The organism is Pseudomonas cannabina (assembly GCF_900100365.1).
In the GTDB taxonomy this organism is placed as follows: Bacteria; Pseudomonadota; Gammaproteobacteria; order Pseudomonadales; family Pseudomonadaceae; genus Aquipseudomonas; species Aquipseudomonas cannabina.
The window spans coordinates 2,804,814-2,825,689 of record NZ_FNKU01000001.1 but is presented as its reverse complement, the minus strand read 5'-3'; the positions used below and the strand labels follow the sequence as shown (position 1 = coordinate 2,825,689).

Here is a 20,876-nt window from a genome sequence, read left to right as displayed (position 1 = left end):
CATTTGCCATGCGTAAAGTCCTGCTGATTTCCCTGTTGTTGGCCAGCCCGCTGGCGCTTGCCGGTCCGCAATGCACCACCGCTGAAAAATCCCAATGGCAGGATCAGGCCAAATTCCAGGAGCAGCTCAAAGCGCAGGGTTATCAGATCAGCAAGTTCAAGGTCACTGACGGCAACTGCTACGAGATCTATGGCTTCGACAAGGACAAGCGCAAGGTCGAGATCTACCACGATCCGGTCAGCGGTAAAGCGGTCAAGACCGAGATCAAGTAATGAGCCGGGCTTCCCTGCGCCTGTGGGACCCGCTGGTCAGGCTGTTTCACGTCTCGATCGCGGGTGTTTTCGTCGCCAATTATTTCTTCAATGAAGCGGGTGACGACTGGCACGTCTGGCTGGGCTATTACGCGGTTGCCTGGCTGGCGGTGCGAGTGGTGTGGGGATTCATCGGGCCGACCAGCGCGCGCTGGAGCGATTTCTGGCCAGGCCCGACGCGTGTGCGGGCGCACGTGAGCGCGCTGATCAAGCGTCAGCCGGTTCATCGCCTTGGCCATTCACCCTTGGGTGCGCTGGTCATGGTGCTGATGATGGCGCTGATCTTCGGCATGGGCCTGACCGGGTTTCTGATGCAAGAGGTCGATGCCTTTTGGGGCGCTGACTGGCCATTGGAAACCCATGAAATCCTCGCCAACAGCCTGTGTGCGCTGGTAGTGCTGCACATGGCCGCAGCGATAGTCAAAAGTTTTCAGGTGCGTGACAACCTGCCTTTGTCGATGCTGACAGGAAAACGACGTCCGCTGCCTGAAGATGGCCATCGCTGAAACCCCATCCTTGTTTTTCATCACAGTGATGCCTCCTGATGCGAGTTATTTCCCGAAACCTGACTGCATGGAGCGCAGGCCTGATCGTTGTAGCAGTGTTTGTCAGTGCGTGGCTGAGCCACCCGCTGCACCGTATTGCCGGTTTTGCCGTGAACCCGGCGCCGGTTGGCACCGAGAGTCTGCCACCCAAGGCGTCTTACAGTTCGCGCTTCGCGTCCTCGGACCTGGACGATTTCGTGCACTCGTCAGCGGTCACCGCGCTGCCTGGCGGCGACCTGATGTCGGTGTGGTTCGCCGGTTCCCGCGAAGGCGCAGGCGACGTCGAGATTCGCACCTCGCGATTCGATGCACGCACTGAAGAATGGGGTGGCGAGCAGGTGCTGGCGACCCGCCAATCGACCCAGACCGGCACCGGCAAGTACATCCGCAAGCTGGGCAACCCGGTGATTGCGCTGGCCCCGGACAACCGCTTGTGGCTGTTCTACGTGTCGGTTTCGGTGGGCGGCTGGGCGGGCAGTTCGGTCAACGCGATGGTCTCCAGCGACATGGGCGCCAGCTGGTCGCCACCGCGTCAACTGGTGACCTCGCCGTTTCTGAATATCAGTACGCTGGTGCGTGGCGCGCCGGTGTTTCATGCCGACGGTTCGATCGGCCTGCCGGTGTATCACGAGTTTCTCGGCAAGTTCGCTGAATACCTGTACCTGAGCGCGAACGGCGAGGTGATCGACAAGTTCCGCATCAGCCGCGGCAAGAACTCCTTGCAACCCACCGTGGTGCCGCTCGACGAACAGCGCGGCGTGGCGTTGTTGCGTTACGCCGGTGAGACCTTCCACCGAGTGCTGGCCAGCCGCACCGAAGACGGCGGGCAGACCTGGAGCGAGCCTTATCCGCTCACGCCGAGCAACCCCAATTCCTCGCTGGCAGCGGTCGGCGTGCCGGGCAAGGGCTTGCTGGTGGCGCTCAATGACCTGCGCGAAGGCCGCTTCAAACTCAGCCTGTACAGCACCGACGAACAGATGACGGTCTGGCGGCCGCTGCCGGATCTGGACAAATCCCCCGATCCGCTGGGCACCCCGTTTTCTCTGGAAGCGTACAAGGAAGTGATCGGCGAGGGCTTTCGTGCGTCCAGTGGGGTACGTCGCCAGCCGATGGAAGCGGAGTTTCTGAGCAATCTGGATCAGCGTGTCTGTTCGTCCGACGGTTGTGATTTTGAGTACGAGTATCCGTATTTCATCCGCAGCCCGGACGGCCTGTATCACCTGGTCTATTCGTGGAATAACACCTTCATCAAACATGTCAGCTTCAACGAGGCCTGGCTGGCGGAGCAACTTTTATGATCGCTTTGGGATTGGCCCATCTGGCGTTTGCCTGGGCGTTGTTTGTCTTGTTGGCGCCGCTGACGTCTTCGCTGTGGTGGCGCTGCGGCCTGCTGGCGGCCACTTCGCTGTTGAGCGTGGTCTCGGTCGACGGCCTGTCGATGGCCGCGTATGCGCGCAGCCTCACCGATGATCTGGCGATCAGCAGCCTGGTGCTATTGGGCTGGCTGACCCTGCAACGGCTGGGCGTCCTGAAGCCCTTGGCCGCTTCGCCGCGCCTGATCATGCTGCTGGTGTTCGCGGCGCTGGCCCTGACGCTATACCCGGCAACGCTCGGCCTGACCTATTTCGACCCTTACCGCTGGGGCTTCAACCCAAGGCCGATGATCATCATGGTTGCGGTCATCGCGCTGGTGCTGATCTGCCTGCGTAATGCGCTGGGCGTGGCGATGCTGACGTTTGCCACGCTGGCGTTCACGTTTCGGCTCAAGCCTTCGGAAAACTATTGGGACTACCTGATCGATCCATTGCTCGCGCTGTATTGCTGCGGCGCTTCGCTGAGTCTGGCTGTCCGTTTTGTTTATCGCCGTACGACCGGGCAGCGCCGTTCCGCTGCGCTGTCTGCCGGCAATGTATAGAGGAACACGCATGAGTGGGTTGCAATCGCGGCGTCTGCGCTATTGGCTGGGCGCTGTCAGTCTGGTGTTTTTGCTGTCGGCGTTACTGAGAGGGGTGTTTTTCTACGGATTTTCCGGCGTCGAGCCGGGCACGCTGTTGACCCAGGGCGAAGTCGCGCAGACGCTGGGTGTCGGCTTGCGCTTCGACCTGCGGCTGGCGCTGTTGACCCTCTTGCCGGTTGCGCTGTTGCTCTGGCTGCCACGCTGGAACCTGATCAGCGTGCCGGCCTTGCGCTGGCTGGCGCGCGGTTATCTGATTCTGGCGCTGGCGATACTGACGATGATCCATATCGTCGATTTCGGCCATTACGCCTATCTCGGCGTCAGGCTTAACGCCAGCGTGATGCGTTACCTGGAAGACGCGCAGATTTCCCGCGACATGCTCTGGCAAACCTACCCGGTGCTGTGGATCACCGCCGGCTGGTTGTTGACCGTTGCTGCACTGGGCTGCGCATTGCTGCGGCTTGAACGCATCACCCTTGATCGCGAGGCCAGACCGGTCAAGCGTGCGTCAGTGGTGTGGGTGTCGGCAGTGATGGTCTGCGCGATCTTTCTCGGGCTGCTGGGGAGGGTCGAAAACCTTAATCTGAAAAACCCGGTGCCGCTGCGCTGGAGCGATGCTTTTTTCTCCGGCAACAGTCAGGTAGCGGCATTGGGGCTCAACCCGGCGCTGTTTTTGTACGACACGCTCAAGGTTTCCCAATCGCATTTCGATGAAGCCACGGTGCGCGAGCATTACCCGGTGGTCGCGCGCTATCTGGGCGTAACCGAGCCGGACGCGCAGGCCTTGAATTTCAAGCGCCAGCAACCCGTGCAGCCTTACCGGCTGCCAGGCGAGCGGCCGCCGAACGTGATGTTCGTGATGCTTGAATCACTGGGCACCAGTGCGGTCGGCGCTTATGGCAACCCGCTCAATCCGACGCCGAACCTCGATAATCTGGCCACGCAAAGCTGGTTCTTCAAGCATTTCTATGTGCCCGTCACTGGCACGGCGAAAACCGTCTGGGCGAGTATTACCGGGGTGCCGGACGTGACCCGCCAGGAAACGGCGACGCGGCATCCACTGCTCACCCGGCAAAATACGATCATCAATGACTTCACCGGTTACGAGAAGCTGTACATGATTGGTGGCAATTCCGGCTGGGCCAACATGAACGCGTTGATTCGCCGCAGCATAGACGATGTGCGCCTGTACGACGAGCGCGACTGGAAGTCTCCGCAGGTCGATGTATGGGGTGTGTCCGACCTGGACCTGTTCAAGGAAAGCGACCGGATTCTGCGCGCATTGCCCGCCTACAAACCGTTCTTTGCCTACGTGCAGACCGCAGGCAATCACCGGCCCTTCACCATTCCCAAGGACAACGACGGCTTCCAGGTCAGCGACAAGACTTTGGAGCAAGTGCAGGCCGCAGGTTCGCGCAGCGTCGAGCAATACAACGCGGTACGCCTGCTGGATTTCAATATCGGGCGGCTGATCGAACTGGCCAAGGCCGGGGGTTATTACGAAAACACCATTTTCGTGCTGTTCGGCGACCACAACACGCGCATCAGCCAGATTCCGCACATGGCACCTGCCTTCGAGCAACTGGGCCTGGAGAGTAACAACGTGCCGCTGCTGATTCATGCGCCCGGCCTGCTCGGGACACGCGTGATCGATGATGCGGTCGGGCTGGCGGACCTGCTGCCGACCCTCGCGGGCATGGCCGGCATGCCATTCACCAGTGGCACCATGGGCCGTGATATCCAGCAGCCAGCACCTGAGGGCGAGCGCGTTGTGCCGCTGGTTTTACGCGAAGGCACCTTCCCGCTGATCGGCGGCGTCACGCGCCATTACCTGTTGCAGATGGAGCACGACGGCAGCTCGCCGACCCTGCACGATCTGGCCTCGCCCACGCCGCTGGACAACGTTGCCGAGCAGAACCCGCAAGAGTTCGAACGCTTGCGCGATCTGACCCGTGGTCTGCATGAGACGTCGCGGCTGATGCTGTGTCAGAACGTGCGTTAAGCGTGAGAAGCATTGCCAGGTAAGGGGTATGGCGCCGACCAATGGTCGGCGTGCGCAGTGAGTAATGGCTGACAGGGGGAGGATGATGTTAAAGTGCCCGGAATTTGATCCGGGACAATGCTCGGTGCGTGCAAAACCCGGTTTTCGACTATCGTGAAGTTGAAGGACGAATAGATGAGCAATACGGTGCGCATCTGTTTTCTATCACCTGCGCAGGGAAAACTGTCAGCTTGGCACCGAGCGTTTATGTTGCTGTTTTTCTTCCGCTCGAATGCGTTCTCCATTTATCGCACACTCAAGAGCCCTCCTGGATGCCGGCAAGTTTTTCATGCGTACCCGCTGCGAAGCTGCTGGATGCACTTCGCGCTGAAACGAATCAGCTGCACGTTCGACTTGAAAAACGCATGCCGTTTTTTTCATCCGCTCTGAACAACGCTCTTTATCTGCGCCTGCTTCAGGCTTATCACGGCTTTCATGCACCGCTCGAAGCGGCTTTGCACGCCAGTGATCTGATACCTGCTGCGTTTGAACCGCATGAGCGGATCAAGATGCCCATGCTGGTCAGAGATCTGCGCGCGCTGGGCATGTCTGAAAAAGACATCGAGCACCTTCCCCGCTGTACCCGGTTGCCCGTTGTCGACTCACCGGGTGCTTGTCTGGGTGTCATGTATGTACTGGAAGGTGCGACACTGGGCGGGCAGGTATTGCGCCGCGACGTATATAAACGTCTGGGCGTTGATGAACACAGCGGTGGCGCTTTTCTCGATGTATATGGCGCTGCCACCGGACCGCGCTGGAAAGCGTTTCTGAGCCATTTGAATGCGCTGCCGGGCGATACTGATTTCACTGATGCTGCAACACATGCAGCGCACTCCACATTTGCATTTTTCGAGCACTGGCTCGACGGTCAAGAGGTACTGTTATGAGCCAGCTCGACGAGGACTCCTTCGAAGTCCTCCTGACCAATTGTGCGGATGAGCCCATTCAGTTCCCCGGGGCCATTCAGCCACATGGTCTGCTGTTTACGCTGACAGAACCCGAACTGATCATCCTGCAGGTCAGTGCCAACGTGCAGACCGTGCTTGGCCACGCGCCAGAGCAAGTCCTTGGACAGACTCTGGACTGTGTTCTGGGCGCAGGCTGGACTGAGGTCATCAAAAGCGCCAGCGCCCATGACTCTTTCGCCGACATGCCGCGTCTGCTGATGTCGGTCAAAGGCGTCGAATTCGAAGCCATGTTGCACCGCAGCCAGGATGTTCTGGTGCTGGAACTCGAAATTCAGGACAAGGCCGCTCAGGCCGTCAGCTATTCCGAGCGCACCGGCAACATGGGCCGCATGCTGCGCCAGTTGCACGCCGCCAGCGACTTGCACACGCTGTATGAAGTCAGCGTTCGCGAAATCCAGAAAATGACCGGTTACGACCGGGTGCTGATCTACCGTTTCGAAGAAGAGGGCCATGGCCAGGTTGTTGCCGAGGCTTCGGCGCCCTCCATGGAACTGTTCAACGGCCTGTTCTTCCCGGCTTCGGACATCCCCGAGCAGGCGCGCGAACTGTATCGCCGCAACTGGCTGCGCATCATTCCGGACGCCGATTACACCCCGGTGCCGCTGGTGCCGCAATTGCGCCCGGACACTCATCAGCAGCTCGACCTGAGCTTCTCGACGCTGCGCAGTGTGTCTCCGATTCACTGCCAGTACATGAAAAACATGGGCGTTCTGTCTTCAATGAGCGTTTCGCTGATTCAGGGCGGCAAGTTGTGGGGACTGATCAGTTGCGGGCATCGCACGCCGCTGTACGTGTCCCACGAGTTGCGCAGTGCCTGCCAGGCGATTGGTCAGGTAGTGTCGCTGCAGATCAGCGCGATGGAAGCCTTGGAAATCAGTCGCCAGCGTGAGGAAAAAGTCCTCACGCTCAAGCAGCTTCATCATGCCATGGCGACGTCAGACGACAACGTGTTCGACGGTCTGGCGCAGCAGCCACAATTGCTCATGGACTTGGTGGGCGCCACCGGCGTGGCAATCATCGACGACCGCAAGACGCAGTGTTTCGGCAACTGTCCGCCGCCCGCCGACATACGTGCGCTGCACAGCTGGATGATGGCAAGCGGCGACCCGGTATATGCCAGTCATCATCTTTCCAGTGCTTTCCCGCCTGCCGAGGCTTATCAGTCGGTTGCCAGCGGTGTGCTGGCCATGAGTCTGCCGAAACCTGTGGACAACGGCGTGATCTGGTTTCGCCCCGAGGTCAAGGAAAGTGTCCGCTGGAGTGGCGATCCGAACAAGCCATTGAATCTGGAAAGCTCGGAGCAGGGCCTGCGTTTGCGCCCGCGCACGTCGTTTGAAATCTGGAAGGTCGAAATGACCGGCATCGCTACCCAGTGGAGCCACGGAGACGTTTACGCCGCCAACGACCTGCGCCGCTCGGCACTGGAAAATGACCTGGCGCGCCAGGTGCGCAAAGAGCAGCAGGCCGTTCGCGCACGTGATGAGCTGGTCGCGGTCGTGTCCCACGATTTGCGCAACCCGATGACGGTTATTTCCATGCTGTGCGGGATGATGCAGAAGTCGTTCAGCTCTGACGGGCCGCACACGTCACGGCGTATTTCCACAGCCATCGACACCATGCAACAGGCGGCCAGCCGCATGAACGTGCTGCTCGAAGACCTGCTCGACACCTCGAAGATCGAAGCCGGGCGCTACACCATCTCCCCGCAGCCGCTGGAAGTCAGCCAGATTTTCGAAGAGGCCTACACCTTGCTCGCGCCATTGGCGATGGACAAATCCATCGAGATTTCCTTCAATGCCGAGCCGGACATCAAGGTCAATGCCGACCCGGAGCGCTTGTTTCAAGTGCTGTCCAACCTGATCGGCAACGCCATCAAGTTCACCCCGAAACTGGGCAAGATCGGCGTGGCCGCGATGTCCAACGGCAGCGAAATCGTGTTCACCGTGCGCGACTCCGGCGAGGGCATCCCTCCCGAGCAATTGCCGCACATTTTCGAACGCTACTGGACGGTCAAGGAAGGCAACCCGACCGGCACCGGCCTGGGCCTGTACATCTCGCAAGGCATCATCAAAGCCCACGGCGGCGAACTGGCCGCGCACAGCCAGGTCGGGCAGGGCAGCGAGTTCCGCTTTACGGTGCCGATTGCGCAATGATTGCTTACTCAGGCTTGAGCGGATGGCTCAGGCCTGAGTCGCTTCAGCCCTGATGCCAGTGGGTGGTTTTTTCGGTGTATTCAGCGTTTGCTGGAAGTACCTCGCGCAGGAACGCGAGGTACTTGGTCATCAATGCCTTGCTGGGGAAGCGGGCGGCGAAGCCTGTTGTTACGTCGGTGCAATGGATGATGACCATCAGGCGCTTGTGATCGACCGTGACGAAGTTGTGATCCTGCCAAGGGCGGGTCCGCCGATGATGGACCGGATTTTCCCAATTGAGCAGCTTGATAGCGGCGATAAAAGCCATGGCGACCGGGCCGACCAGAAACAGCAAGGATCCGGTGATCAGGGCGACAAGAACGAATATCAGTATGACGAACAGGGCGATGCCCTTGAAGAAACTTGCAGCAAAATCGGGATAGTGGAGGTAATACTCGACCGTGGCGCCGTCGGTTTTGACGGTGTAGTGGTAGATGGTTTTTTGGCGGATGAGCAGGCCTACGAAATAGGCGAGAATACCGGCAAGCGCTAATACCGTGCCCGCTAGCAAATGGGGGGTTTCTAAAAAAGGTTTCCAGCCCCCCCAGATGTAAAGTGAACACGCGATTAGATAGAGGGCAGAAAATCCAAGTTGCGAGATCATGATTTCTTTAGGCGACCTTGCGAGTGTTTTGATTTTCCAGTCTAGAATGCCTTTGCCTTTCGGCAGATCCGGGGCTTTTTCTTGCTGAGTCATACCGGTGTACTCTCTGCGACTTCTAGAGTGAGAGTGCCCATCCTGCTGGAGGCTTTAACTTCAAGTTCCACGGCAGCGAGGCCATCAATTTCAGTATCACCTCTTGGGCTCAGCTCCATCTGAAACAGGTAGCCTCGATCATCCTCGCCAGGATTTTTCAGCGTGTTCGGGTACCAGATTTGCAACTCCAGATACGTCGCGTCCTTGCTGAGCGGCACCCAGGTTTCCCAGATGAGGTCTTCGTTTTCCGGTGGCATTCGGGGGAATGTGAAGTCTTCACTCGCGAGGCCTGCCGGCGTGTTGGTGAGCGTCCCGAACTGTTCAACCTGCTTGAATTGTCCGCGGTCCAGAAAGTCTTCGTGTAGTGGGCGGTCTATCTTTTCTACAGGCAATACACCCCATGGTCGTTTGCTGCTGATGACGTTGAAATGTACGGAGTATCCTCGTAAAAAATTCGGCAAACGTACTTGTATCCCGGCACCATTTTGCACCGCTACGCTCATGTAATCGCCTTTACCAAGATATCGATCTTCATAATGTACGGTACTTTTTGCATAAATTTGGGGAGATAGTTGGATTTCCAGTAGTGCGCGAGTTTCTTCATACTCCCCTTTGGCAGAGTCGGGGTAGCGATAATCTAAGGTTCTCGACCAGCAGCACCTACGTAGCCACCAGCCGATACTGTCTTGCTTGAAATAATTCAAGGCCATGCTAGCAAGAAGGTAAATAACACCGGCCACCAGCAAAGCGACACTGAACCATGAGCTCATTGCAGTCATTGCAAATTTGCTGGCAGGAAATACTCCTGCGATCAGCTGAATTGTTGAACCTGCCCCCATTGCAAACACAGAGATGCCCTTTACAGCAATTGCGGTTTTATCTTCTGATGTTCTAGGTTTTGTACGAAAAGTATTGCCGCATACAACGTAGGCTGCATGCCAGCGTGACCATGGCTGCGTAGCTCTTGGCCAGCTTGTCGTAGCGAGTGCCGATTCGGCGGTTCTCTTTTAGCCAGCCAAACATCCGCTCAATGATGTTGCGCTGCCGATATTTTGGACAATCAAAAAGTCGGGGCAAGCCAGGTCGGGGTTTGCGTGGCATAGCGCGTAGCGGAATCACAGGCTGTATTCGGTAACGGTCGCAGTAGTAACGCAGGTGTTCCGCGTCATAGCCTTTGTCAGCCAGTAACCATCTACTGCGTTTTCGTGGGCGCCCCGGCTTACCGGGAATGCGCACCTGATCCAGCAACGGCTGGGCGTGGGCAATATCGCTGGCTTGTCCCGGTGAAAGCATGAACCGCAATGGCACGCCATTAGCGTCGCAAACCATATGAATCTTGGTTGTCAGGCCGCCTCGACTGCGCCCCAAAGCATGGTCTAGCGGTTCTTCAGGCCCCCCTTTTTCCCGGCGCCTGAAGAGGCTCGGGTTGCACGTACCGCCGTGGAGTCGATCATCCAGGTGTCCAGATCGATCAGTCCTTCCTGGTTGAGTCGAATGTGCAAGCGCTCCAGTATCCGGTCGAACGTGCCGTCATCGCGCCAGTCACGAAAACGCTGATACACCGTCGACCAAGGCCCAAAGCGTTCCGGCAGATCACGCCAGGCGGCACCCGAGCACAAAATCCAAAGGACTCCGTGGAGTACCAGGCGATCATCACTACGTGGGCGACCCATTTTCTGCTCGGGAGAAACCAGATCCTTGATCAATTCCCATGATGCGTCGGAGAGTTCGTAACGCTTTGCCATGCGGGCCTCCAGCCAATCATGGCGGCAATTCTACCCCATTCGACTTTTCGTACAAAACCTAGCGGCGTCAAAGTCTCCAGAAATGTCTTTTAACTCCAATGTGGCCGCTGCCACCCCAAACGCCCCCATCGCCACCATCGAACTTCGAAACCCACGTATCGCATCCCCCCAAACTGCATTACCCCGTGCTTTCCAATAAGCCGCTGATTGGTCAAGAATGCCGACGTCATATCCGCCAATAACCAGTGGCTTCGCCGTACTGATGATCGCCCACGGCGCCTCGACAAACACCGCCATCAACAGGTTGAAGCTGTACCCCAATCCGTAAGTGACCTTGCCGATATCCTTTACACTGAAATCGCCATCCGTGGTCAGGTCACGATAAGTCAGGGCAGTGTTGATGAAGTTGAGCATGATCACGCCCCAGGTGATCGAGCCTGCAATACCGCCCAGGTTGTCGAGCCAGCGTTTGGCCTGGGCGAGCCAGTCTTTGCTGATTGCTTTGCCGGTCTGGGCGTATTGGCGAATCTCGTTCTGCAACTGTTTTGCGTACTCGTTGTTCTGGAAGTCGAGCAGGGCGGGCAGGCCCAGTTCGTGCGCGCGCAGTTTCTGTTGATGGGCCGCCAGGTCGCGCGCGATGCTTTTTCGGGATTTGTAGGCAGTTGGGTACTGCCAGCTGCGGCGCGTATCACGGATCTGTTGGTCGAGCACCCGCCACTGGCGTAGCCACTGTTTCAATTGGGTAATGACGTGTTGATTGATCGCGATGTGCGCCGGCGAGTCGAGCAGCACCTGGCCGATCAGCAGCGTACGAATCAGTGCGACGATGTTTTGCTGTTTGCCCATCGCGAGGCGGCTGTCGATGGGCACCCAGGCCAGCAGGATGCTTTCGAGTGTCGCTTTGCCTGCGCCGCGAGCCAGTTCGCCGAGGGCTTTGAAGGTGTCTTGAACCGGCTGTTTCAGCGCCTTCATCCACGGCTTGTCGGCAAAACCCTGATGATTCAGCGCGCCGTTGAGTTCGCCGATGCGGGTGGCCAGATTGGTGACGTCGCCCAAGCCGTTCAGCAGTGCATCGGCTTCTTGATGCAGGGCGTGTTTCAGCGCGGGCGAAAAACCATAGCGCAAGGTGCCAAACAGGCTGCTGGTGTTGGCTTCCTGCTCGGCGAGCCAGGCTGTGGCCGCGTCATCCTGGGCGTAGATGATTTGCAGGTTGAGCATGATCATCTGCAAATACAGCAGGTTTTTCGGGTTTGTGGTGTCGATGAACAGTTTGAGCGGTTCGGTGCCCAGTTGGGTCGCCCAGTGCTGAAAATCGCTTTGCGTGTCACGCACCTGTTGCAGGAGTGTGTCTCCGCTCGGCAGGTGCTGCAAAAGATACTGACGCGCACCGCTCAGATCGACTTCGCGCCGCCATTTGTGGCGATCTTTCCAGGCCTGCGCGCCCTGATCGGTCGGCGTGCTGTGCCGTAACGCGCCTGAATCGTCCTGCGCATGTCCGGGCTCTTGAACACGTCCGGCAGCAACAGCAGGCCTCCGGGGACGGTGTTGCCGCCGATCTGCGCCTCTTCAAAATCGCATTGCTCAAAGTAAGCTTCAATCTCGCTCAAATACTGGTGTGTGAGCAGCGCATCGCCACGCACCGAGGCGGGCAGTTTCTCCGGTTCGCCTTCTGCGCCGCACAGCGTGGTGACGGTCTGGGCGATCTGGATCTTGTGTTCGTGCGCGCTTTGCCATTCCCGAAAAGCCGCCTGATCGGCGGCCAGTTGCATGCCCAGGTCGTTGAAAACCGCGAGCGGGTCGTCGAGGGCGATAAGCAGCGAACTGTCCTGATCGTCGACGCTGCCCCGCCAGAAAACGTCTGCGCCGAGCGGTGAGAACACTGACGCGACCTCATCGCTTGATGAGGGTTGTACAGTCGGAATCGCCGAATCTGCAAAACGGCCATCGTCAGCCACCTTGCCTTCGTCAATATCCGCGACTGCTTCGGCGATGCGGTTCAGCGGCAGGGTGTCGGGCTCGGCCATGCTGATGCAGTAGCGTTTCAGGTCCAGCGCTTTCATCCACAGCGCGCGGCTTGGCGGGTTGGAGCGCATGTGCTCGCAAAGACGCCACGTCCACTGCACGGGCGAAAAAGCGATGTGCAGGCGGTTATCGCGTGGGTAAAGCAGAAAGGGCTGACCACCGCTGGCACCGTTTCGCTGGTCGCTGCCGATGTGCGCGTCGGTCCAGACGATGCGGCTCAGATGGCCGTCGATGGCTGAGACCGCGTATTCATGCAGCGTATCAGCCGTTTCGTCGAACACGTAAACGTAACCGTCGTACAGTTGGCGCAGGGTGTAGCTGCGTGTTTTCAAGGTTGGCAGGCGTGTCCACTTGCCGTCTTTCGGCAGTGGCTTGAGCTTTTCGGGCGCGACGTCGTAACGCGAACGATCCAGCGCATAGCGCACCGGCACGATGGCGATGTTGGGTCCTCGGAAGGGGCACAGGCTGGTGGCCGTGGCGGGTGTTTTGGGGAAAAGGGTCGCCAGTCGCTGTTGGCGGGTGCCGTATTTTTCGGTCATGCGAGGTGCTCTCTGCGCAGAAAACGGGTCATTTCGCCCGAGATAAGTGAGAGCTACGTTCCAAAATACGTGCCGCCAATGATTTTATTTTTTTAAAACAAAGAGATAGTGCTCAAGTGTGAAGAAGATGATCAGTTTCAGGCGAAAAAGCCCTGAATAGCGCGCAGACGTATGCGCACCTGTGCGCAAGCGGTTCTTATCCTCCGCAGAGCTTGAGGCGTATGTCGTTGCCTGTTTTTGCCAGGCTGGTGCATGCGCAGCATTTTTCGCATCAAGGCGTGCGGTCGTTAACACTTCTCATTGGGCAAGGACAGATGACGCAGAGCGTCAGGAACGGCATGCCAACGCGGAGCATTGGCACGATAAGCGTTCTTCCGGGCCGCGCGTAGTGGCACGACGGGCGTTCTTCCGCCGACCTACTCAATCGCCTCATACGGCAAGCCCACATAATTCTCCGCAATGGTCCGGCGCCCGGCCTCTGAGCCGACGTAGTAGTCCAGTTCGGTCTGCTGGATGCGCTGGCTGAACGCATCGGTGTTCGGGAAGTTGTGCAGCACCGAGGTCATCCACCATGAGAATCGCTCGGCTTTCCATACTCGGCGCAGGCAGATCTGCGAGTACTTTTCCAGCAGCTCGGTGCGGCCTTCGCGGTAGACCTTGAGCAGGATGCGGTACAGCGTACTGACGTCGCTGGTCGCCAGGTTCAGGCCTTTGGCGCCGGTCGGCGGGACGATGTGTGCGGCGTCGCCGAGCAGGAACAGCCGGCCGTACTGCATGGGCTCCACCACGAAGCTGCGCAGCGGGGCGATGCTTTTCTCGATGGACGGACCGGTGATCAGCCGTTCGGCCAGATGCTCGGGCAGGCGGGCTTTGAGTTCGCTCCAGAAGCGTTCGTCCGGCCAGTCTTCGACTTTTTCGTCAGCGCTGACCTGCACGTAATAGCGGGTACGAACCGCCGAACGCATGCTGCACAGGGCGAAGCCGCGCGGGTGGTTGGCGTACACCAGTTCTTCGTTGACCGGCGGCGTGTCGGCGAGCACACCCAGCCATCCAAATGGATAGATGCGCTCGAAAACGCTAAGTGCCTCGGCCGGAATCGATTGCCGGGAAACCCCATGAAAACCGTCGCAGCCGGCAATGTAGTCGCAGTCCAGGCGCATCGTCTCGCCGTCTTTTACGAAGGTCAGGTAAGGGCGGTCGGTTTTCAGGTCATGGGCTTCGACGTCCGCAGCGTCATAGACGGTCAGTGCGCCGCTGATGGCGCGCGCTGTCATCAGGTCGCGGGTCACTTCGGTCTGGCCGTAGACCATCACGGTCTTGCCATCGGCGAGGTGTTTCAGGTCGATGCGTTCGCAACGGCCGTCGAACGCCAGCTCGAAACCATCATGAATCAGGCCTTCGGCGTCCATTCGCTCACCGACCCCGGCCTCGCGCAGCAGGTCGACCATGCCTTGCTCGAGCACGCCTGCGCGGATGCGCGAGAGGATATAGTCGGGGTCCTTACGCTCGACAATCACGTTGTCGATGCCGGCGCGCTGCAACAGTTGGCCCAGCAACAGCCCGGAAGGGCCTGAACCGATAATGGCGACTTGGGTTTTCATGAACAGTGTCCTCTCGGGTGATCCCTGCCAGCCGTGACCAGCGGGATGCAATTGTTTTTGTCTCCTGCATTTTTAATGGATGATGTCGAGATAAGAAGGCATTATCCGGTACATTGTCTGGACTTTTCGAGGGTCGGGACGGAGAGGGCGACATGGCCAGATCTGCCATTACAACGATACCGGTGTTCAAGCTCTACGGCGAAACAACGGCCTGGCCGACGCCGGATCTGATTCACTGTGAGTCGATTCCCGAGCGCAGCAAGATGCACGAGTGGGAGATCAAGCCGCATCGGCATGGCGATCTGGTGCAGTTGCTGTATGTGCAATCGGGCAAGGCGATGCTCAAGGTCGAGGACATGGCTCGCGAGGTGGAGACACCGTCGCTGCAGGTGGTTCCGGCATTGAGCGTGCACACGTTCAGGTTCGCGGAAAATATTCAGGGGCACATTCTCAGCCTGGCCAGACCGCTGGTGGAGCAGTTGGAGACGGCGCTCGACAGTTCGGCCATGCGCACGGCACGTTGCTACGAGCTTGGGGCAGACGGCCATTACGTCGACACGCTGTTCAGCGCCATCGCTCGCGAGTACCGGCAACCCAGGACCGGCCGTGATCTGATGCTGCATTCGTTGATCAATGTGCTGGCGGTCTGGCTGAGTCGGCGCAGCCGCGAACACGCTGGCGAAGACATTCATGCACTGGATCGCGGCCGTGAGCATTTGCAGGCGTTCATGCAGCAACTGGAAACGAGTTTTCGCGAACACTGGTCCATCGAGCAGCACGCGCAGGCCATTGGCATCAGTGCCGCGCATTTGAATGCGTTGTGTCGACGGCTGTGCAATCAGTCGGCGCTACAGGTCATCAGCCAGCGACTGGTGCTGGAGGCCAGGCGCAATCTGATTTACACCACCATGACCATCAATCAGGTGTCCGACAGCCTCGGGTTTTCCGAGCCCGCTTATTTTTCGCGCTTCTTCAAACGCGCCACCGGCCAGTCGCCTCGCGAGTTTCGTCAGCAGAAATAGAAACGGGGCGCTCAAGAGCGCCCCGTTTGCCTGACGGTTATTGCTGTGGGATCAGGCCACAACCTGATAGCACGGCACATAAGCCGCGCCACCTGGCAGCTTCATCCGGTGCTGATCGACAAACGCCTGCAACAGTTTGTCCAGCGGACCCATGATCGAAGGGTCGCCCTGAATCTGATAAGGGCCGTGCTCCTCGATCAGGCGAATGCCCTTGTCCTTGACGTTGCCGGCGACAATACCAGAGAACGCCCGACGCAGATTGGCCGCCAGTTCGTGGGTCGGCACGTCGTGGTTGAGTTGCAGTTTCGCCATGTTCTCGTGGGTCGGATCGAAGGGGTGCTGGAAGCTTTCTTCGATCTTCAACAACCAGTTGAAATGAAACGCGTCGTTGCGCTCGCGGCGGAACTGCTTCACTTCTTTCAGGCCCTGAGTCATCTGCCGCGCGACGTCTGCCGGGTTGTCGATGATGATCTGGTAGTGACGCTGCGCTTCTGCACCCAGCGTGGCACCGACGAATGCGTGCAATTGTTGCAGGTACGGTTCGGTGTTTTTCGGGCCGGTCAGGATCACCGGGAACGGCACGTCCTTGTTGTCCGGGTGCATCAGAATGCCCAGCAAGTACAGGAACTCTTCAGCGGTGCCCGCGCCGCCCGGGAAGATGATGATGCCGTGACCGACACGCACGAACGCTTCCAGACGTTTTTCGATGTCCGGCAGGATCACCAGCTCGTTGACGATCGGGTTCGGCGCTTCGGCCGCGATGATGCCCGGCTCGGTGAGGCCCAAGTAGCGACCGCCGACAATGCGTTGCTTGGCGTGGGCGATGGTCGCGCCCTTCATCGGGCCTTTCATCACGCCGGGGCCGCAGCCGGTGCAGATGTCCAGGCTGCGCAGGCCCAGTTCATGGCCGACTTTCTTGGTGTATTTGTATTCCTCGGTGTTGATCGAATGACCACCCCAGCACACCACCATCTTCGGCTCGACCCCGGCACGCAGGGTGCGGGCGTTGCGCAGTAGGTGGAACACGTAATCGGTGATGCCCTGAGAATTGCTCAGGTCGATGCGCTGGCTGTCCAGTTCGCTTTCGGTGTAGACGATGTCGCGCAAGGCGCTGAACAGCATCTCGCGGGTGCTGGCGATCATTTCGCCATCGACGAAGGCATCGGCCGGAGCGTTGAGCAGCTCCAGGCGCACGCCGCGATCCTGCTGATGAATACGTACTTCAAAGCTTTCATACGCTTCAAGAATGGTCTTGGCGTTATCGACGTGGGCGCCGGTATTGAGAATGGCCAGGGCGCACTGGCGAAACAGGGTGTAGGTACTGCCTGACCCGGCAGCGCTGAGTTGCTGCACTTCACGTTGGGACAGGGTTTCGAGGCTGCCTTTGGGGCTTACGGTGGCGTTAATCACTTGTCTTGGGAGCATTCTATTTTCCATTAGAGCGATGCAGTCGAGCATCAGGATGGTGGGTGTCCGGGACACTCACGCCTGTCAGACCTTTTCTACAGCACTTGGACGGGAAAGCAAATATTGCGCAGTGCAGGACCCTGATTTGGCAGATTAAATGCTGTGCCAGCGGCGAATTCGTTTGAAAGCAGGGACTTGCTCACGGCGACCGTGCGGCTGAATTTTGACGCGCGGACAGGGCGACAGTGAACCTGACCCATTTCGAGGAGTCTGTTAGCTGATGGTTTTTTCTGGACGGCCTGCAAAAAAGGGAACCGACGCGCTTTCGTTGCGTGTCATTGGCAGACAATCCGTCCGGGCAGGAGTTGCAAAACCTTTGATCGCCTGCCGTTCCCATCGTTAGCCGGCCCGTTCAACGAGGCTTTATTTTCATTCCGGATAAAGATAATTATCGCCATGTCTCGTCATCTTTCTGCACTTCTTTCTCGTGCCCTTGGCCTGTTCTGCGCGTCGCGTCGTTTGCTGGGTGTCGGCCTGTTCGGCGCTGTGCTAACCGTGATCGTCCCTGGCAGTGCTCAGGCGGCAAACAACGAGCGTTGGGTCAGTGACAGCCTCACCACTTACGTACGCAGCGGGCCAACGGATGACCATCGCATCGTCGGCACGCTGAAATCCGGGCAGAAGGTCGAGTTGCTCACCAGCTCGGGCAAGTTCAGCCAGGTGCGCGGCGAAGGTGGTGCGACAGTGTGGATCCCCAGCAGTGACTTGCAGGACGTCCCCGGTCAGGCCGAACGCGTGCCGCAGTTGACGCAGCAGGTTGCTGAACTGACCGAGCAACTGGCGGGCATCGACAACACCTGGAAGACCCGCGTGCAAGGCATGCAAGAAACCCTGGATGCACGCAAGAAGCTGGTCGATGAGCTGGAAGCGCGCACCAAGACCTTGAACGAGCAACTGGCGGACTCTCAGGCTGAATTACGTGCCACTCAGGCGCGTCTCGGTGACGAGAACAAGCAGGTGATGATGCGTTACATGGTCTACGGCGGCAGCATCGCCGGTGCGGGGCTGCTGGTCGGCCTGATCCTTCCGGCCCTGACCAAAGGCCGCAAAAAGAACGACGGCTGGGTTTAACCCTCCGTGCAAGCATGCCGACGGCCTGAAGTGTCGGCATGCCGTTCGGCGTGGCACTGTCGTTAATCCGTCCGCAACTCCCCCCGCATTATTCCTGCACATTCGATCCAGCTCGCAAAATCAGCCGTCAACAGGCGTAGTGATGCGGCGCGACGTGCATGTTCGCCCTATAGTTTCTGCCCGGATGGTCGAAAAATTGAGTGTTGCCACAAGTCCTGTTCTGTATTGCGGGGCGGTGGCGGCAGCTGTGCCTGAGCATCAGTCAGCGATCAGTGATCAAGCAGGCCCCGAAAAGCGGGCTGCTGAGCCGGGTCCGGGTCGCGCTCGGGCCGTGGGTCTCATATTTTTACCTCTCCTGTGCAGGAATCCGGATGCTGGCGCACAACCAAAAAAGCTTTCTTATCGTTGATGACTTCTCTGATTTTCGCAGTTCAGTCAGGTCGATGCTGCGTGAACTGGGCGTCAAGGAAGTGGATACCGCCGACACCGGTGAAGAGGCGCTGCGCATGTGCGCGCAAAAGCGTTATGACTTCGTGTTGCATGATTTCAATCTGGGTGACGGTCGCAAGAACGGTCAGCAGGTGCTGGAAGACCTGATGGTCGAGCGGCTGTTGAGTCACCAAAGCGTGTTTATCATGGTCACCGCCGAAAACAGTCAGGCCATGGTCATGAGTGCGCTGGAGTGGGAGCCGGACGGCTACCTGACCAAGCCGTTCAATCGCGCCGGGCTGGCTCAGCGTCTGGAAAAGCTGGTGCAGCGCAAGACCCTGCTCAAGCCGATTTTGCAGGCGCTCGACCGTCGCAACCCGACTGAAGTGCTGGCTGCTTGCAACACCTTGATCGAGCAGGACCCGCGTTACGCGCCCCTGTGCCTGCGCCACAAGGCCGAGGCCTTGCGCGATCTGAAGCAGAACGAACCGCTGGAGGCCTTCCTCAAGAGCATTCTGGCCGACCGCGCCACGCCTTGGGCGTATGGCGCGCTGGGCAGCCTGTTGCTCAAACGTGGCAAGGCTGCCGAGGCGCAGGTTGTCTACGAGCAGGCGATCAAGGCCTTTCCGATCATGCCTGCGCTGTTCGACGGGCTGGCTGACGTGCTGGTCGCGCTCGGCGATGCCAAGCGGGCTCAGGCAGTGCTGGAAAGCGCGGTGCGTCTGTCGCCGCTGGCGGTTCGTCGGCAGCGGCTGCTGGGCAAACTGGCGCTGGGCAACGAGGATTTCGAAAGCGCTTCCAAGGCCTATCGTCAGGCGGTGTCCCAAGGGCAGCATTCGCGCTTCAAGGACCCGGAGACCAATCTGGGGCTGGCGCATGCCTTGATCAGCAAGGGCGGTGAGCAGGGGCTCGATGCGCGGACCCGGGTTGAAATCAACAACGCCCTGGGTGACGTCGCCAAGGAACACGGTAACGACGAAGGCCTGCAAGTGCGCACGCGCCTGATGAAGGCCTCCAGTCTGCAGCATTCGGACCCGGAAGCGGCCGCAAAACTCACCGAGCAGGCGATGGCCCGACTCGACGGAACGGAGCTGTTTCTCAGCGCCGAAGCGTCGTTGATGGTGGCCGCGCAGCTCAAGCAACTGGGCCAGGAAGAGGCGGGTGCCGGTGTTTTGAAGAGCTGCGCGCAAGTCTATGGCGACGACCCGGCGGTGATGAAAAGTGTTGCCAGCATGACTGACGATCCTGCCATTCTGGGTGCCAACAAAGCAGCCAGTGATCTGAACCTGCAAGGCGTACGCAGCTACAAGGCTGGCAATCTGACCGAGGCGCAGACGTTTTTTCGTCAGGCACTGGCGTTGCAGCCGAAGAATCTCAGTATTGCGCTCAACATGGCGCAGTCGCTGCTCCACCCCGGCCAGAATCTGGGCCAGGCCGGCCTGGACGAGTGCCGGGCCAGCCTGACCATGGTCGGCAAGATTCCGGACAGCGATCCGCGTTTCGAGCGTTATCAAAAACTCAGGGAGAGGGCGTTTGGCGCATGAGCGAAGATAGGGAGCAGGGGCTTGATTTCTCCATGGTGATAGCCTCCACCGTGCACGACATGAAGAACTCGCTGGCAACGCTGACCCAGGCGCACAGTGAGTGGCTGGCGAAGCTTTCCAGCCGGCAGCGCGATACGCCGGAACATGGCGTGATCGAATACGAGTTCGCCAATCTGAACGGCATGCTGGTGCAATTGCTGGGCCTGTACAAACTCGGTGTCAATCAGATGCCGTTGCGCCCGGATTACCACGAGCTTGACGATTTTATCGAAGCGCAGCTGGCGCATCATCAGGAGGTGTTGAGCAGCCGTGGCATTGCCGCCGGTTATGCCATCGATGTGGTGAGCCCGTTGGGGTTTTTCGACCGTGAGCTGGTGGGGTCGGTGGTCGGCAATATCATCGTCAATGCCACCGGTTTTGCCCGCGAGCAGATATTCGTCAGTGTGTCCGATGAAGACGGCCAACTGAAGATCACCGTCAACGACGATGGCCCTGGCTATCCGGCTTACCTGATCGAGCAGCAGACCGACTATGTGCTGGGCATCAATCAGGGCAGTGGCAGCACCGGGCTGGGCCTTTATTTTGCTGCGCACATTGCGCGTTTGCATGTACGCAATGGCCTGCAGGGGCGGATCGAAATCGCCAATGGCGGGGTGCTGGGCGGCGCGGTATTCAGCATGACGCTGCCTTGAGCCAGGGAGCCTGCCCGCAAGCGGGCCCCGCGA

At 58.9% G+C, this 20,876-nt stretch carries 15 protein-coding genes and 2 pseudogenes; 11 read left to right on the top strand and 6 right to left on the bottom strand.

Annotation, left to right across the window (positions count from 1 at the left end; genetic code table 11):
• Positions 1-8: 8 nt before the first annotated feature.
• From BLT55_RS13200 to BLT55_RS13170, 7 genes are all read left to right on the top strand, one after another.
• A complete protein-coding gene (locus tag BLT55_RS13200; RefSeq protein ID WP_007248580.1) occupies positions 9-272 on the top strand; it encodes a PepSY domain-containing protein in 264 nt (87 codons plus the stop codon).
• Positions 272-817: a cytochrome b/b6 domain-containing protein gene (locus BLT55_RS13195; RefSeq protein ID WP_055000673.1), complete on the top strand. Its 546-nt coding sequence runs from the start codon at positions 272-274 to the stop codon at positions 815-817. Before BLT55_RS13200 ends, BLT55_RS13195 begins: the two co-directional genes overlap by 1 nt.
• Positions 818-855: 38 nt before the next feature.
• Entirely contained in the window at positions 856-2,154 is a 1,299-nt protein-coding gene (locus tag BLT55_RS13190) for a sialidase family protein (protein WP_055000672.1), read from the top strand.
• Positions 2,151-2,771 carry a hypothetical protein gene (locus BLT55_RS13185; protein ID WP_055000671.1) on the top strand — a complete coding sequence of 207 codons (621 nt, stop codon included), beginning with the start codon at positions 2,151-2,153 and terminating at the stop codon, positions 2,769-2,771. Before BLT55_RS13190 ends, BLT55_RS13185 begins: the two co-directional genes overlap by 4 nt.
• A gap of 10 nt (positions 2,772-2,781) precedes the next feature.
• Positions 2,782-4,815, top strand: a complete 2,034-nt coding sequence (locus tag BLT55_RS13180) for an LTA synthase family protein (protein ID WP_055000670.1) — start codon at positions 2,782-2,784, stop codon at positions 4,813-4,815.
• A 311-nt stretch (positions 4,816-5,126) separates the two neighbouring features.
• A complete protein-coding gene (locus tag BLT55_RS13175; RefSeq protein WP_055000669.1) occupies positions 5,127-5,741 on the top strand; it encodes a biliverdin-producing heme oxygenase in 615 nt (204 codons plus the stop codon).
• Positions 5,738-7,975, top strand: coding sequence for an ATP-binding protein (locus tag BLT55_RS13170; protein ID WP_055000668.1), 2,238 nt, complete (start codon positions 5,738-5,740; stop codon positions 7,973-7,975). Before BLT55_RS13175 ends, BLT55_RS13170 begins: the two co-directional genes overlap by 4 nt.
• A gap of 43 nt (positions 7,976-8,018) precedes the next feature.
• Here BLT55_RS13170 and BLT55_RS13165 read toward each other — a convergent pair whose 3' ends face one another.
• The 5 genes and pseudogenes from BLT55_RS13165 to pobA form a co-directional block, all read right to left on the bottom strand.
• Entirely contained in the window at positions 8,019-8,711 is a 693-nt protein-coding gene (locus tag BLT55_RS13165) for a hypothetical protein (protein WP_055000667.1), read from the bottom strand.
• Positions 8,708-9,574, bottom strand: a pseudogene (locus BLT55_RS13160) (hypothetical protein); the annotation flags it as partial. The pseudogene BLT55_RS13160 and the gene BLT55_RS13165, both read right to left, overlap by 4 nt.
• A gap of 28 nt (positions 9,575-9,602) precedes the next feature.
• Positions 9,603-10,456 (bottom strand): IS5-like element ISPs1 family transposase gene (locus BLT55_RS30965; RefSeq protein ID WP_104442776.1). Its coding sequence is split into 2 segments (ribosomal slippage): positions 9,603-10,114 and positions 10,114-10,456, totalling 855 coding nucleotides; the frame shifts between segments, so codons are not numbered across the junction.
• Between the two features lie 57 nt (positions 10,457-10,513).
• Positions 10,514-13,017 (bottom strand): annotated as a pseudogene (locus tag BLT55_RS13145) (toxin VasX); the annotation flags it as partial.
• Between the two features lie 416 nt (positions 13,018-13,433).
• Complete coding sequence (gene pobA / locus BLT55_RS13140) at positions 13,434-14,618, bottom strand: 4-hydroxybenzoate 3-monooxygenase (protein ID WP_055001222.1); 1,185 nt, start codon at positions 14,616-14,618, stop codon at positions 13,434-13,436.
• A 152-nt stretch (positions 14,619-14,770) separates the two neighbouring features.
• Here pobA and BLT55_RS13135 point away from each other — a divergent pair, with 152 nt between their 5' ends.
• Positions 14,771-15,640, top strand: coding sequence for a helix-turn-helix domain-containing protein (locus BLT55_RS13135; protein ID WP_055001221.1), 870 nt, complete (start codon positions 14,771-14,773; stop codon positions 15,638-15,640).
• Positions 15,641-15,691: 51 nt separating this feature from the next.
• Here BLT55_RS13135 and ppnN read toward each other — a convergent pair whose 3' ends face one another.
• A complete protein-coding gene (gene ppnN, locus BLT55_RS13130) occupies positions 15,692-17,065 on the bottom strand; it encodes a nucleotide 5'-monophosphate nucleosidase PpnN (RefSeq protein WP_055001220.1) in 1,374 nt (457 codons plus the stop codon).
• Between the two features lie 438 nt (positions 17,066-17,503).
• Here ppnN and BLT55_RS13125 point away from each other — a divergent pair, with 438 nt between their 5' ends.
• The 3 genes from BLT55_RS13125 to BLT55_RS13115 all read left to right on the top strand — a co-directional run bounded on the left by BLT55_RS13125 (position 17,504) and on the right by BLT55_RS13115 (position 20,843).
• The gene (locus BLT55_RS13125; protein WP_055001219.1) at positions 17,504-18,178 is read left to right on the top strand and encodes a TIGR04211 family SH3 domain-containing protein; all 675 of its coding nucleotides are present in this window, start codon (positions 17,504-17,506) and stop codon (positions 18,176-18,178) included.
• 371 nt (positions 18,179-18,549) lie between these two features.
• Complete coding sequence (locus BLT55_RS13120) at positions 18,550-20,151, top strand: tetratricopeptide repeat-containing response regulator (RefSeq protein WP_055001218.1); 1,602 nt, start codon at positions 18,550-18,552, stop codon at positions 20,149-20,151.
• Entirely contained in the window at positions 20,148-20,843 is a 696-nt protein-coding gene (locus BLT55_RS13115) for a sensor histidine kinase (RefSeq protein ID WP_055001217.1), read from the top strand. The genes BLT55_RS13120 and BLT55_RS13115 overlap by 4 nt, the downstream gene beginning before the upstream one ends.
• The last annotated feature ends 33 nt before the right edge of the window (positions 20,844-20,876 follow it).

Excerpts from the sequence above, each read along its gene's own strand:
- BLT55_RS13170 (WP_055000668.1), top strand. The coding sequence starts at position 5,738 with ATGAGCCAGCTCGACGAGGACTCCTTCGAAGTCCTCCTGACCAATTGT.
- BLT55_RS13115 (WP_055001217.1), top strand. The coding sequence starts at position 20,148 with ATGAGCGAAGATAGGGAGCAGGGGCTTGATTTCTCCATGGTGATAGCC.
- BLT55_RS13185 (WP_055000671.1), top strand. The coding sequence starts at position 2,151 with ATGATCGCTTTGGGATTGGCCCATCTGGCGTTTGCCTGGGCGTTGTTT.
- BLT55_RS13125 (WP_055001219.1), top strand. The coding sequence starts at position 17,504 with ATGTCTCGTCATCTTTCTGCACTTCTTTCTCGTGCCCTTGGCCTGTTC.
- BLT55_RS13190 (WP_055000672.1), top strand. The coding sequence starts at position 856 with ATGCGAGTTATTTCCCGAAACCTGACTGCATGGAGCGCAGGCCTGATC.
- BLT55_RS13180 (WP_055000670.1), top strand. The coding sequence starts at position 2,782 with ATGAGTGGGTTGCAATCGCGGCGTCTGCGCTATTGGCTGGGCGCTGTC.
- ppnN (WP_055001220.1), bottom strand. The coding sequence starts at position 17,065 with ATGCTCCCAAGACAAGTGATTAACGCCACCGTAAGCCCCAAAGGCAGC.
- BLT55_RS13195 (WP_055000673.1), top strand. The coding sequence starts at position 272 with ATGAGCCGGGCTTCCCTGCGCCTGTGGGACCCGCTGGTCAGGCTGTTT.
- BLT55_RS13200 (WP_007248580.1), top strand. The coding sequence starts at position 9 with ATGCGTAAAGTCCTGCTGATTTCCCTGTTGTTGGCCAGCCCGCTGGCG.
- pobA (WP_055001222.1), bottom strand. The coding sequence starts at position 14,618 with ATGAAAACCCAAGTCGCCATTATCGGTTCAGGCCCTTCCGGGCTGTTG.
- BLT55_RS13165 (WP_055000667.1), bottom strand. The coding sequence starts at position 8,711 with ATGACTCAGCAAGAAAAAGCCCCGGATCTGCCGAAAGGCAAAGGCATT.
- BLT55_RS13135 (WP_055001221.1), top strand. The coding sequence starts at position 14,771 with ATGGCCAGATCTGCCATTACAACGATACCGGTGTTCAAGCTCTACGGC.
- BLT55_RS13120 (WP_055001218.1), top strand. The coding sequence starts at position 18,550 with ATGCTGGCGCACAACCAAAAAAGCTTTCTTATCGTTGATGACTTCTCT.
- BLT55_RS13175 (WP_055000669.1), top strand. The coding sequence starts at position 5,127 with ATGCCGGCAAGTTTTTCATGCGTACCCGCTGCGAAGCTGCTGGATGCA.